At 49.9% G+C, this 12,881-nt stretch carries 13 protein-coding genes; all 13 read right to left on the minus strand.

The annotated features are described in order from the left end of the window. Window positions 1-52: 52 nt before the first annotated feature. The 13 genes from ACPUC7_RS02600 to ACPUC7_RS02660 all read right to left on the minus strand — a co-directional run bounded on the left by ACPUC7_RS02600 (window position 53) and on the right by ACPUC7_RS02660 (window position 12,881). Window positions 53-1,957 (minus strand): tail fiber/spike domain-containing protein, encoded by a 1,905-nt coding sequence (locus ACPUC7_RS02600; RefSeq protein WP_494921643.1) that lies wholly within the window; start codon window positions 1,955-1,957, stop codon window positions 53-55. Between the two features lie 65 nt (window positions 1,958-2,022). After that, window positions 2,023-2,376, minus strand: a complete 354-nt coding sequence (locus tag ACPUC7_RS02605) for a hypothetical protein (RefSeq protein WP_494921644.1) — start codon at window positions 2,374-2,376, stop codon at window positions 2,023-2,025. 73 nt (window positions 2,377-2,449) lie between these two features. Next, window positions 2,450-4,933, minus strand: a complete 2,484-nt coding sequence (locus ACPUC7_RS02610) for a host specificity factor TipJ family phage tail protein (protein WP_494921645.1) — start codon at window positions 4,931-4,933, stop codon at window positions 2,450-2,452. Then, window positions 4,893-5,312, minus strand: a complete 420-nt coding sequence (locus tag ACPUC7_RS02615) for an NlpC/P60 family protein (RefSeq protein ID WP_494921646.1) — start codon at window positions 5,310-5,312, stop codon at window positions 4,893-4,895. Before ACPUC7_RS02615 ends, ACPUC7_RS02610 begins: the two co-directional genes overlap by 41 nt. Beyond that, complete coding sequence (locus tag ACPUC7_RS02620; RefSeq protein WP_494921936.1) at window positions 5,305-5,775, minus strand: DUF1833 family protein; 471 nt, start codon at window positions 5,773-5,775, stop codon at window positions 5,305-5,307. Before ACPUC7_RS02620 ends, ACPUC7_RS02615 begins: the two co-directional genes overlap by 8 nt. After that, window positions 5,775-6,272, minus strand: a complete 498-nt coding sequence (locus ACPUC7_RS02625; RefSeq protein WP_494921647.1) for a hypothetical protein — start codon at window positions 6,270-6,272, stop codon at window positions 5,775-5,777. The genes ACPUC7_RS02620 and ACPUC7_RS02625 overlap by 1 nt, the downstream gene beginning before the upstream one ends. A gap of 3 nt (window positions 6,273-6,275) precedes the next feature. Beyond that, on the minus strand, window positions 6,276-9,734 hold the full coding sequence (locus ACPUC7_RS02630) for a tape measure protein (protein ID WP_494921648.1): 3,459 nt from the start codon (window positions 9,732-9,734) through the stop codon (window positions 6,276-6,278). 60 nt (window positions 9,735-9,794) lie between these two features. After that, window positions 9,795-10,469 carry a DUF6246 family protein gene (locus ACPUC7_RS02635; RefSeq protein ID WP_494921649.1) on the minus strand — a complete coding sequence of 225 codons (675 nt, stop codon included), beginning with the start codon at window positions 10,467-10,469 and terminating at the stop codon, window positions 9,795-9,797. 58 nt (window positions 10,470-10,527) lie between these two features. Next, window positions 10,528-11,283, minus strand: coding sequence for an Ig-like domain-containing protein (locus ACPUC7_RS02640; RefSeq protein WP_494921650.1), 756 nt, complete (start codon window positions 11,281-11,283; stop codon window positions 10,528-10,530). A gap of 61 nt (window positions 11,284-11,344) precedes the next feature. Beyond that, window positions 11,345-11,728, minus strand: coding sequence for a phage tail termination protein (locus tag ACPUC7_RS02645; protein ID WP_494921651.1), 384 nt, complete (start codon window positions 11,726-11,728; stop codon window positions 11,345-11,347). After that, window positions 11,725-12,093 (minus strand): HK97 gp10 family phage protein, encoded by a 369-nt coding sequence (locus ACPUC7_RS02650; protein WP_494921652.1) that lies wholly within the window; start codon window positions 12,091-12,093, stop codon window positions 11,725-11,727. Before ACPUC7_RS02650 ends, ACPUC7_RS02645 begins: the two co-directional genes overlap by 4 nt. Before the next feature lie 2 nt (window positions 12,094-12,095). Continuing rightward, window positions 12,096-12,443, minus strand: coding sequence for an uL10 family ribosomal protein (locus ACPUC7_RS02655; RefSeq protein WP_494921653.1), 348 nt, complete (start codon window positions 12,441-12,443; stop codon window positions 12,096-12,098). Between the two features lie 165 nt (window positions 12,444-12,608). Continuing rightward, the gene (locus ACPUC7_RS02660; RefSeq protein ID WP_494921654.1) at window positions 12,609-12,881 is read right to left on the minus strand and encodes a hypothetical protein; all 273 of its coding nucleotides are present in this window, start codon (window positions 12,879-12,881) and stop codon (window positions 12,609-12,611) included.

Consider the following 12,881-nt stretch of genomic DNA (forward strand, 5'->3'; position numbering starts at 1 on the left):
AATTCGTAAGTTCTCGTAAAGATATCGTAATCGCTATAGGAAATGTCTGCAACTAAACGAAGTTGGTCTGGACGAGTTTTTGTGATCCTGTACCTCCATCAGAGACGCCGCCGCTTACGTTTCCATAGCATTGGTTAAACGCGATGATATAGTTCGTACTAGCTCCAGCATTAACAAACACCCCCCAACGCTGAGTGGCGCTCAGTGAGGAATTGTCAAAAAGGTTATTTGTAATAGTAAAGTTATTGGTTCCAGCAGATACAACCACGCCACTACCTGTAGTTGACGCGGCAGAGTTGCTGCTGAACTGACAGTTATTGATCACTGTAAAGTTTGCAGAAGCTGACAGGATTAGTCCGTGCTGGGCATTATTAATAAACTGACTTTGATTAAATGTAACACCATGAGTAATGCCTAGTGATAAGCCTGATTCAGCAGCATTCGAGCTAAACCAACTATTATTAACAGTCACCTCTCTTGCCTTGGCAAAGCTGCCAGAAACATTAGCGGTGTCAAAAAAACAATTTGAAACGCGCCCAAAGCTAGGGCAATTCCTCGCTGTCGAAAGAGCAGAATCAATCAATATCGGGCGTTTACACATAGTGCATCGAATATTGTCTAACACCCACCCCTCTACTTGTGCGCCGTAAATATAAACACCAACATTGGTTCGACGCACGCCGCTTGAGTAGGCTGTTTGCCCATCAATCATTACGTCTTTAACAACAAAATCTATCGAGTTAGTATCAATATAAATGGCATCATTATAACAACCTAGAATAGACAACGATTCAAAGACACAACCTAACGCGGTGGTGTGATAAATGCCATTATAAGCCTTCTTGATTTTGATATTTCTTACATTAGCATAAGAACAATATGTGACATTAATTCCAGCTCCAGCAGTTGGCGCAGAAGAGCCGATGTATTCAACGCTAAATTCAGAAAGGCTGGCGCATGCATTATCATCCCCTACAGCACCATTTACCGTAGTCACCGCAATAATATCACTGGCGCCAGAGGTTGATTGTATTACGCTTACTTCAGGTGACATTCCCTTTAACATGAAGGGCTTTTTAATTTCAAATTTATTGCTAATTAGATATTTTTTATTTAATAGATGGATTCCTGACAGGGCTAGGTGAGATGCATTAAATGATGCTAAATCATCAGTGGATCCATCTCCTTTTGCCCCAAACCATTCAACATACCCTGGCTGATTGCATTTAAGCGCAATTTGTCCAGATACGATCTGCATTGGAGCTGCGACGATAGATTTGCACACAACATTTACCGGAGCGGTAGATGTTAGGGTTGCACCTGGTGCCATTACCAGGCAATCCACTGTGATTGACTGCGAAATGCGCCAGTTACCTCTAGGGAGATTTAATACATTTCCTGAGGCAGCTAGCAGCGCTGTAACAGCACTATCGTTTAAGGCAGTTCCATCTCCGACACCAAGAAAGTCGAAGATAGTTAGAACGTCGGTATTTTTTTCGTGCTGTGTTCTTGGCGCTGCACCTGTATAGGGTTGTTTAACTGCCACAAGAGCATCGCCAGCTCCATCTTGTAAGCTCCCTAAAACGGCTGAACCAACGCCTAGCCATTTTCCAGCACCGATACCTCCTGCAGATTGTGGGGTAGATTGTGCAGGAACGGTTTTTGGCAGTTGGCCATCCCAACGGTAATACTCTCCACTTGAAGTATCTTTTAGAACCTGGTTAGGCAGTGTCAGTGTTGCGCCGACTTGAAATGATTCAATGGTGATGTAACCAAATGAGGCTATAGCCTGCTGCGCCAACCACCTTAAACCCTCGATGGTGTAATGCGCACCGCCAAACCTATCTTTATATTTTAGATCAAGAGAGGTAACAAACTCATCAATCTTACCGGCGTTAAATTTTAGATCGCGAGGGGATTCGCTAGGAGTAACGTTCGCTGTAGGTTGCGTAGCCATATTTTTTCCATAAAAAAAGCCAGCTTCATAGCTGGCCTTGTGTTGGATAGGTTATTTGCGGTGCTTTACCGGTACTGAGTGGTTCCGGGATTCGTAAGTGCATGATTCACTACTACGCCATCCCTTAGCAGAACTTCGAGTGCTTTCTTGCTGACATCAACTTTAGGGTTAGGATTGAATGCCCTAACAGCCGCGGTTGATGTCACATACTCATAAATCCATTTGACCTCATGGTCGCTCACAATCTCTTTTTTGACCGGTTCACCTAAAAGGGCGACCAATTGGTTATCGGTTGTTTTGCCGGAAACAAGTTGAGTTGCTTTAGTTTCATCAAAGTCTTTACCTGCATGGGCAGTGCTTCGATAAACGCAGCCGGAAAGCAAAATGGTGATTAGTGAAGCGATTAGCAATTTATTCATAACCCAGCCCTTTAATGTTGATTGGTTCAATCGTAAAGAATGCCTCATGCTATAGAAAGCAAATAAATCAATATTACGGGTAAATTAAATCGCTGTATTCAGCAAGGGTTAAGGCTGTCGTACCATCGCTGTTTGGTTGCTTCTCACTAATGATCCACTGCGTTGCGTCCAACTCTTCCGTAGTGGCAATGACGTATCTGGATGGTGACTGAACGTCGTAACCATCAAAAATGTTCAGAGATATATCAGGAATCGCAGCATTGAAGCCAAATGAAGTATCGGATCGTGGAGTGGCAGCATATCTGGCAGAACTGTTGCCCAGCGAATCGGTGATGACCACAAACATCGATCCAGCGAAGTTGATGCGCTCGCTGGTTTCGAAAGTATTGCCATTGCGGGAAACGATGTAACCAGCCTGTTGGTTGGTGTCGTATGTGTCCGGCACCTGAACCATATCGCCTACGTTCACCCACTCACCATCGGCAAGCGTAGTGATCGCCATGCTCATGCGCGAATAAAGCAACCGGCGGCACTCCTTCTGAGCACGATAATCCGCCTGGAAAGAATCGCGGATATACATCATTTCGAACTTCTTCGCCTTGGTCGGCGCGCCAAGCTCAATCTGATTATTGCGTATCCGGTAGCGAACAAACGCCTGCTTATTGGTTGTTGGGTTGCGATATTGAACTTCGATGCCATCATACCCTCCCGGCAGAGTCATGTCGTAACTTAGCGAATATCCGGCATCTACAGTGTTCGATCGATTAAAAACGGTGGCTGGAGAAGATCGCTTACCGTCCAGAGTGAATGATAGAACGCTGTCATCCCAATAGACGCTTACGCCAGCAGCATCACAAATGGTCTCCATGCGCTGGCCAAGAGAAACATCTTCATCATCGAAGGTGTAATCGAAGTACGATAAACGGGTGTCGCGAGCGTCCAACTCAGCCTGTATTTGATACAGTCCGTAAATGTCGATCGAACTCTCCGCTTGTCCGCCGATAATCAGCCAATTATGTAAAGCTATATCGGCGAACTTGCGCGTAGCGCGAATGGTGTAATCAACCTTTTGCGTCACCATGTTGTAGCTGATGACATGGCGATTTATCAGGGCGTTATATTTCCGGTCTCGTGAACTTGTGGCGTTCTCCGTTTGACGCACCGTTACACGTACCAATGTGTCATTTGGATAGCTAACGTTTGTTCTGATATTCACCCCGTGAATGGCTTCCACCTTCAGCTTACTGTTGTCACCGCTGTTATCCGTGCGTTGGAAGCTAACTGCATACCGTCCATATCCTCCAACTGGCGTAAGCTTATCAGTTCGGTAAAAAGTGTCTGATGTTGATTGGTGTGGCGTAGTCTGCCTGTAAGTGAAGGTTTGTGTCGTGCCTGGAATCTGGACGTTTTCACTATCAACTTTCCAGATAGTCACCTGCCAGTTAGTTTCACTTTTTCCACCAAGCCCTGATTGCGTATGCAGCCAAAGTTGCGTTGATTCTACCGGCGAGAAAAAAGGACCAATCACTAAAGCCTGATTGTCATTGAGAATGAACTTCGTCGTATTAATGGTGGCGTTGCTGATATACGAAGCGTTGGAACCCTCAATGCTATCCATTACAAAGTTGTAATAGTAAACCGGCGCGGTAACTGATCCGTTATTCGTCTGCGTGGCAGAAATAAGGTTTCCAGAAAGAGTGAAGTCCTCTGTGACGTTTCCACTTGCGGTTGGATAAGTGACATTAATGACGAAGGATACAGCGTGAGGTAACGTCAGCCCCATGAAGTAATCAAAACTGGCCTGCTTGACGATTTTCATCAGTATCTGACCGCCAGAATAGGCGCCGCTGATCACCGTATTAGCTGTTGCGCTCTCAATAGGGAAATCTTCAGATTCGTTTTTACCCGGCACTTCCTGCCCATCAACATCATCAAACTGATAGCCTTCGTTGATAGTGCCAATCACTGTGCCGGGGTTATAAACGGTAAATGAAGCGCCAGCCATAGATCCTAAATTGCTTTCAGAATATCGAACTGAACTAACAGCATAAGTACCAAGCCCAAAGTTCATAAATTCGGTCAGATACTTAAGGTTATTGCTGTATTCAAAAAGTGACTCCTGAATCAAATCTGGGAATGCACGAATAAGACCATAATTATCCGGCTTTGCCTCACCATTTCGCGCAAGGTTTGTTTGACCTTTCAGGCTGTTATTGGAAGATGTTTTGCTCTGCCCAATGTTGCCGGTTCCGGGCTGTTTAATAAGCCCGCTCATCACTTTCTGGGTGAATTTTATCGGGTTGAAATGCTCCAGTGGATTAAGCAGCGTCTTTGCCAAATCACCGCTTTTGGGCTGGTCGAAAATTATGATGTTGTCTGAATCTTTGACGGCAAACTCTAGCTCATCATCTTCACCCAACTCTCTGCCGTTCAGGTTGATACGAAGCTCGCTGTGCAGAAGTTGAGTCATCAACCAATCACTGAATTTCACTCCGGCAGAAGCGCATATCCGCTCTTTAGGCAGCCCCGGCACGCGCTGAATCTGAATAATTGGCATACGTTTTAAATTCCACCCTGGTGAATATTTTCTGAATTGTTCGAATGCTGTCAGCTCTTACATGCCCGCTGTCACCGCGGCTATGCAATGCGCGTCCATTAACAATCAATCCGACGTGAACCGGCGCTGCGCCGTAGTAGGCGATGAATATTCCATTCTCAGGAATCATGTCGGAGGCCTGCCAGTAAATGACTTCATCTGCAAAGCACGTAAGGAATTCGCCGCCCGATTCGTAATCAGGCGCATGGTGTATCTCAACGCCCATCACATGCCGATAGTAAAGAACGACCAATCCCCAGCAATCCATTGCTTCAAATGTGCAGGCACGGTCAGCCCATGGAACACCAGTCACACGTTCAAGAAATTCAGATTTAAGCATTTTTTAATCCAGGGAATTCTTCAGGCGTGTACAGCAAGCCTACGTTGTTATTGAGTGGATTTTTCAGCGTAAGCGTTACCGTCACGTCGCTCTGATCCATGCTCACGTCATTAACGTAGAGCGTCCACGGCTTCAGCGGCGTATTCATGTCGGCAGCATCAAAGCGCTGAAATGTCGCTGAGATCGGCGTGATACGCGCGGTTCCTTTCCAGAGTTTTAACTTCTGCTTAAAGTCCTGTGCCAGACGGCTGAATTTGATACTGCAATCAATCACCGGCGTGCTGCTTTGCTGGCTTTCCGTCACTTCCATCCGGCACGGTGTGTAAATTTCTCCGGCGAATGTTTTGGGAAACACCTGCTTGTTGACCAGTCGAACGTAACCAAAGGATGCGTTATAGAATGTCAGCGTTTCATAAAGCACACGATTTGGGCGCTGGCTTCGATATTCACGAAGTGTTGGCATCATGGAACCCTCGGCAGTGATTCCGGATCGCGATTGTCCGGATAGCCCGTAACGATGATGTCCAGCCAGCTAGCCCATGGCGGAGGCAGCTCAACGATAATGTCGTCAAAATCATCATCCGAATTTTTCAACTCGCGCGCGATAACCGTCCCCGTCCAGGTGAAAGTTGAACCGCTCTGATTCCACGTCGGATAAACAGTGAAGTGCAGTTCCTGCATCTCCAGCCCTGTATCACCGGAGCCCGTGGACAATTTCATGTTGAACCACTGGTTGCCGTTATCCAGATAATTCGGGCTGCGAAACCACTGATAAAACGCCCGGTGCTGGGCTGCGGTAAAAATCCAGGTAAGGTTGAATGTTGCTTTCAGATCGTCAGTCAGTTTCTGAAAGATTGGCGCACCAACCTGAGGCTGGTCGGTGCGGAAACCCGTATCACTGGTAACGTTTTTATTGGACTTCTGAGCAAGCGGGAGCCAGTCAGGATAATTAATAGCCATTTATCACTCTCTCGCTCGGCGCTGGGTCTGAAGGTTGTCAGTAATAGCCCTGCTGGCTGGGCCGCCTTGGTTCATGTCAGCAATGAATGCCGTAACCGTCCAACCTCCATTTCCATCAGACTGAGCCTGTGCATCAACGGTGGCGTTGGTGTAGTTCTGAATGTTGATAACTACACCGCCGGACGATGCCCCGCCTCCTGAATTAAGATCCTTATTGCTGATAACCGAACCGTTGTCGCCGGGTATCATGTACTGACTGCCATTACTGGCACGGTAGATTTCAGGCATACCGCCTTCGCCAACCTGGTACATTGAGCCAGCCGAAACCGGGCCGCCGTTTTTACGCTTCCCGGCTAATCCTCCCGCCAGCGCCATACCTGCAATCAAAGCGCCGATACCTATGATTGCTGCACCACCAAACGAACCAATTGATGCCGCCGCCGCCGCTGGCAACCATGCAACCGTTGTTGTTGCTGCGGATGCTGTGCTTGCTGCTGTGGTGGTGGCAATGCCGGCGACCGATGCTGAGGTAGTTGCCGCCGTTGCGGATATTTGAGCGGTTGAACCCATCACCGCCGATTTAACCCATTCCACACCCATTTGGACGAAGGAGTTGATCAGGCTGTTGATGGCGTTGCTGGCGAGCGACTGCATGGCCTCCTCTGCGGTCATGCTGCCAGTGACCATGCCGGTAAATGCGTTGGAAGCATTGCCAGCCAGCGAATCAAACGACGCGGCCACTGCTTCGTTGCCAACACTCTGATTGCGCCACATCGTCCACATTGCAGCTGTTCGCTGCTGGTCGTACTGTGTATTCAGTGAATTGCGCAGGGCGAGGCTTTGCTGTTCGGTAAGAACCTTTTGGTTCTCGAACTGCTGGATGAGCGCTAGTTTCTGCGCATTCTCATTGGCAAGCTGCTGAACTGGATCGACTGTACCGGCGGCGACCTGTTGTGGCGAGACAACCTGCTCGGAACGTATTTTCGCAAGGTTGGCCTGATGCTGCTGTTCAAGTTGCTCCGCGGTGGCGTTATATTGCTCCTGACTGATTTTTTTCGCAGATAGCGCGGTATTGAGATCGTCAACATCCTGCTTGTAGCTGGCATTCTCTTTAGCTTCAGGCAAAAGCTTCTCTGCTGCTGCCTGCGCGCGGATTGCATTGCCGGTATCCCACTTAGCCGCCGCATACTTGCCTGCCAGCTCCAAATCTTTCTGTGTTGCAGCGCTGCCGAGCGATTGCTGAGCGGTCAGAATGGCCTGCTCACGGCTCAGCTCTCGCGTTGAATCGCCAGCAATCTCTGATTGTTGCTTCAGATTTGCCAGCTTTTGCGCGACAGATTCGGCCTGATTCTCAGCTTTCTTGCCTTCGGCAATACCGGCTCTCGTTTCCTTATTCCGGTTCGCCTCTGCTTGCTGAAGGTCATATTGCGCGCCAGCCAGTTCACCGGCCGTGTTTATCTGGTTCTGGTTGCCGCCTTTAGCATTCGCCTCCATACGAGCCTTGGTGACGGCGCGCAGGCGCTTGTCTGTGATGGCAAGTAGCGCGTTTTCGTCTTGAAGGTCTTTGTTGTATGCATCGGCCTGATCGCTTCGAGGCAATTGGAGGCTGGTAGCGTTGAATTTCTCCTTCGCTCTGCTGGCAAAATCAATCGCATTGCCAAACTGATTCATCAATCCTGTAGCAACGCCAGCAGCCTCACCATCACGCTTAAGCAGGTCGATACCCTGTGCAAACGTACCGTTCATTTGCGCACGCAGAATGCCGGTCTTACTGACCGTCTGGCTCAACTTGTTCTGTGCGGTTTCGTTCTGCGCCAGAAGCTGAGTGTGTTCGCTTTGGGCATCAGACAGTTCAGACAGAGTGACTCTGTAAAGCAGGCTACCTTCCTGAAGGAAACTAAGCGTGCGGCGCAGGCGGTACTGTTGAAGCTCGTTTGATTCGAGGCTCGACTGATTATCTTTGATCGCATCAGCCTGCGCCTTGATTGACTTGGTGGCATTGTCGATTTCAGCGGCAAGCTGAACCTGACTCATGCTCTTCATCTTGGCTATCACACCATCCAGCTTGTCAGCGAAGTCGATGCTCTCCTGCCGCGCCTGCTGCATCTTCTGGTAGAAATAGAAGATGCCAGCCGCTGCAATCACCGCTAATCCTGCCGGGCCTCCAATAAGCGCCAGCGCATTTTTCGCAAGCCCGCCAATGGTGGTCGTTGCCGCCGCAGATGCCGCCGCCGCAGTTCTGGTTGCCGCTGCCTCTGCGAGTTGAGCTTCTGCATATGTCGCCGAGCGCTGGATAGCCACCGATTTCACGGCAACAAGGTTTTCAAGCGCGAATGCCTCCGCAGCAGATCCTCTTGCAACGTTGTATTCAGTCTGGGCCAGCGCAAGATTTGAAAGTGCCTGCTCTTTATCGAGACCGGCCTTAAGTGCAGTAACGCGCGCGGCGTTGGCAGTAGCAGCTGCTGACTGTGCTGTTGCCGCAGTTTGCGCTTTGGCTGCTAGTGCATCATCAATGCGTGCCTTGGTCGCCAGCGCCAGCGCACCGACAAAGCGTCCGCCAAAAATGACCGCCGCAACGGCGATAGCGTTCGCCACGATGTCCAGATTCTGGCTGAGTGAAATCACACCTTCGTTAAACACGCGAATTGAAGTGGAAACGCTGGAGCTTTCGCCGACGAATTTAGTGATGTTGTTGGTGGCGATCGTAAACGCCTGGCCCATTGTTGTCGTGGTGTTCGCAAACTCCTTTGCAATTACGCTGCTCTGCTTGAGCAGACCGTTAACTACCACTTCCGTGGTCAACTTGCCCTGCGCCGCCATTCCTCGAAGCTGTCCAATTGTGACACCGAGAGAGTCAGCCAGAGCCACCGCAAGGCGGCTGCCGTTTTCTGAAATTGAGTTAAATTCTTCGCCGCGCAACACGCCAGATGCCAGCGCCTGAGAAAGCTGCGTCATGGTTGAGCTGGCTTCTTCAGTCGTTGCGCCAGAAACCGCCAGGCCTTTGTTGATGGTCGACGTCAATGTGATCAGGTCTTTGGTGCTTGTTCCGGCGCTGCGCGTTGCACGCTCAAGTCGACCATAGAGCGTGGCAGTTGCCGCCAGGCTGCTCATGGTGTTCTGGGAAATGTCGAAAACACGCTGAGTCACTTCAGCCAGTGATTCGTTGGCGCGGACGGAGTTGGCTAGTTTGTTATTGACCGTTACCCACTCATTCCCGTACGCGGTGACCTGCTGAATTGAAATTGCAGCTATTACGCCGCGCGCCACTGCGCTGAGGCTGGACATGGTGCGCTGCATTGATGCCACCGAGCGCTCGGCCCGTGTCACACTCACATCAAGTCGTCCTACCGTTCCGCCTAAACCGCTAAGCGCTGCATCAACTTCACGGCGAGCCGCCAGCAGGCGAGCGGTGTCCATATCCACTTCATAAATGATGCTGCCTGCATTCAAAGTGCCTGCCATTCGCTATTCTCCGGGCATAAAAAAACCTGCCGGAGCAGGTTGGTTAACTAATGGTTTTCATCAGGCCGCTTTCGCGCGTCGCTTCTCACGAAGAGCAAAATAATCATCCGCAGCTTGGTCGTACTCTTCCTTCGTATAGCCCTTTTGAGCGGGGTATTTAGCGGCCAGCATTATTTGAAATTCTGTCATAGTCAGCTGCTGTGCCTCTTCTCGACTGATTCCAAAGTGAGTTCGGGCAGCGCTGATGTATTCAAATGCGCTGAATTCCGATGTTGGAGATCCGCTCTCGTTTCGTTGCAACTGGCGTACCTTGGCTTTGCCAATGATGCCGTGAGTAATCAGAGATTGAGCGATCAGCAGTACCTCGAAATCCCCCATTTGTCCGGCGCGCCGCTTAAAAGTCTTTCCCTTGGCTTTGGCGGGGTGAAACACGCCAATCAATGGAGATAGATCATTGTCACAACATGACTCCATCACCGTAATGGCGCTCATAAGCGCCCGCTTCCCATAGGAGCTTGTACGGATGTGATCGATCAGCCAGGTAGGTATGTGACCATATGCCGTCACTGCACGCTCAATCAGCGGGGTAACCTCATCGTTATGTAGATCAGCGAACGCCTGGACAATCTCTTGCGGTTCTCCGATTCGCATCATATTGGCGAGCGAAGGTCGAAACATGTAATCGGCTTCGGGCGTGCAAATCAGGCACTCACCAATCTCTTTCATTGGGATCATGATGGCCCTCTTAAGTCAGCATTGTGTGGGCTTCGAATTGAAGCCCCTGGAATGATGACTACACAGTAACGGTTGCCGCGAAAACTGCTGTGAATGAGCCATCGGTGGTTGTCACTGTGATATTCGCATTACCTGCTGTTGCGCCGGATGGTGCATTGACCGTTATAGTGTTACCACTGATAGTCGCGGTCGCTCGTGCAGGTACTGAAGATGTGACCGTGAATGTTTTGACAGACGCATCCGCTGGCGAGACGTTGACGGTGAAGGTGGTTGAAGCACCTGCGGCAACGCTGGCGCTGGTCGGTGTGACTGTTACGCCGGTAGCCGGAACATCGCTGCCATCTGGCTCAATCTCGAAGGTGGTACCCTCATTCAGCTTCAGTTCCAGACTGTAAGTCACGATCTCTTTAACGCCACCTCCATCACTGAGACCAGACGCCACCATGTAACCGATATGGTATGAATCGCCCCAATGGAAGCGCATCCACACCGTTGGCTGTCGACGCGCACGCACTTCATCAACGACGTATTTGGTAAACTGCTGAATACCAAACTCATCAGTACGGTCTTTTACGCGAACTTCACCCTCAATCGAATAGGTCGGATCGAGGCTGGCGATCATAGTAGAAGTAAAGCCACCATCATCCGCGTCTGACGTCAGAGACTCCGGGCTCAAGTCCCACGTCGCCGACGTTGGAAGGCCTAACAATTTCCATTCCGACTCTTCCGGGCGCACATCCGGGCAGCCATAAGCTAGCTCGAGCGTTTTGGCGCGGCCAATCAGGCGGTCAAAGCTGCTTGCACAACCTTCCATATTTATTTCCTCATGTCATAAAAAAGGCCGCCTGAGCGACCGTTGTGATTTTTTGCAGTTTTCATTCGCCATATAGGCAGGAAAACATCAGGCGGTAGACCAAACGGCCTTCTGCAGTGGGGACTGGAGGCGGAATGCCACCCATGTTAGTTATCTGTCCAAGGCACTTACTGGCTGTTGGGTTGGATTTGACGTGCTCAATAATCGCCTGAACAGTTGAATCGACAAGTCCGTTAGCACCCTTTGCGCCAACGACATCAACCATCACGTAATACTCAGAGCTGATCACGTCATCGATTGGAGTGCCGCCGCCAGGCCTGAAAACGATGAATGCATCGCTCTGCTTGCCGGTGTCATTCCACATCAGAAGCTGCGTGATGAATCCAGCAGTTAAACCGGCATCAACAAAGAGATTACGCACGCGCGTATGCATTGGAGGATTCAAAATGACATCTCCTTATGGACTGAGCTATCAATCAGCGATCGCTCATCCTCAAACCCTAGTGTCAGATATTCTTTCTTGGCCGTGGCTCTCCGGAATCTTTGCGGGTTAGCTGGGTCATGAACATAAGCCGCATAACTAGCGGTATAGCCCACTCGTCCGGTTATACGTGTGCCATTTACGATGATTTCCCGGAACTGGCTATTAATCAGAAATGATGTGTCTATGGCGGTATAAAGCGCTGCGCGTGTGGCACCAATAAGCATTGCCACATTAAGAGCCCGAACAATTCGCCGGTCCTGAATGTTATCGATAGCGCGGTTAACGTTGCGTGAAACCTGCTTGATGCCTTTTACTTTCACGCCCATGGCTACACTCCAGTGATAATCGCGTAATCGTCTGCTGTGCGCTCAAAGGTGTCTGCATAACGTATCGCCTGCATCACCTCATCGGCACCGGCTGCAATCGGGTCGAGTTCAGTTGAAACGCCAATCAGAATGTAATCACCGGTATCTGCCAGTGCGAACTCCGTCCAGATTGTGTTCTTCACTACCTTTTCACCACCGATGTCACCAACGCGCTTTGAAAGCCCACCCTGATAATCACAGGCAATAACCAGCGGAGCTTCGAACACAGGATCGCCGAAATCATTGCTTGCGCCTGAGCGCTTCCAGATAGTCGCCTGTGCGCTGTATGACCAATTGGCTAAAGATGACATGTCATTTCCTCCAGCCGGTCACTGCGGGCTTCTCAGCAGCTATTCGCGGGCAGTTAATCACCCACTCGCCACTGCTGTTTACGTAGCCGGTTGTCTGCCGGCCATTTGATGTTTTAACCCACACACGGTCGAACGCCTTAGGCAGCACAATGGCAGAATTCCACTTCATTTGCCCACCACAGTGAATGACGTCAGCTTCCCGAAATCATCAAAGACTGCCGCAACCCTGCCAGATTCCGGCTCAGCTAATGCGTTAATGACGCCAATTAGGCCGATCCGGGCTTTGCCATCGTTGCCGATACTGCATACAAACGGCACAACAGATGCTGTCATCGCTTCGTTGCAGTTAACGCGATGCGCTACCAACGAGCTGGCAGCGTCAGGATCAATGGCTATAAGCTTGTTTAGCAATGCAGCTAAATCGGTTGCATTTAACAC

The sequence above is a fragment of the Pantoea sp. CFCC18179 genome (assembly GCF_059412405.1).

Excerpts from the sequence above, each read along its gene's own strand:
- ACPUC7_RS02635 (WP_494921649.1), bottom strand. The coding sequence starts at position 10,469 with ATGATCCCAATGAAAGAGATTGGTGAGTGCCTGATTTGCACGCCCGAA.
- ACPUC7_RS02605 (WP_494921644.1), bottom strand. The coding sequence starts at position 2,376 with ATGAATAAATTGCTAATCGCTTCACTAATCACCATTTTGCTTTCCGGC.
- ACPUC7_RS02650 (WP_494921652.1), bottom strand. The coding sequence starts at position 12,093 with ATGGGCGTGAAAGTAAAAGGCATCAAGCAGGTTTCACGCAACGTTAAC.
- ACPUC7_RS02625 (WP_494921647.1), bottom strand. The coding sequence starts at position 6,272 with ATGGCTATTAATTATCCTGACTGGCTCCCGCTTGCTCAGAAGTCCAAT.
- ACPUC7_RS02610 (WP_494921645.1), bottom strand. The coding sequence starts at position 4,933 with ATGCCAATTATTCAGATTCAGCGCGTGCCGGGGCTGCCTAAAGAGCGG.
- ACPUC7_RS02600 (WP_494921643.1), bottom strand. The coding sequence starts at position 1,957 with ATGGCTACGCAACCTACAGCGAACGTTACTCCTAGCGAATCCCCTCGC.
- ACPUC7_RS02615 (WP_494921646.1), bottom strand. The coding sequence starts at position 5,312 with ATGCTTAAATCTGAATTTCTTGAACGTGTGACTGGTGTTCCATGGGCT.
- ACPUC7_RS02620 (WP_494921936.1), bottom strand. The coding sequence starts at position 5,775 with ATGCCAACACTTCGTGAATATCGAAGCCAGCGCCCAAATCGTGTGCTT.
- ACPUC7_RS02640 (WP_494921650.1), bottom strand. The coding sequence starts at position 11,283 with ATGGAAGGTTGTGCAAGCAGCTTTGACCGCCTGATTGGCCGCGCCAAA.
- ACPUC7_RS02655 (WP_494921653.1), bottom strand. The coding sequence starts at position 12,443 with ATGTCATCTTTAGCCAATTGGTCATACAGCGCACAGGCGACTATCTGG.
- ACPUC7_RS02630 (WP_494921648.1), bottom strand. The coding sequence starts at position 9,734 with ATGGCAGGCACTTTGAATGCAGGCAGCATCATTTATGAAGTGGATATG.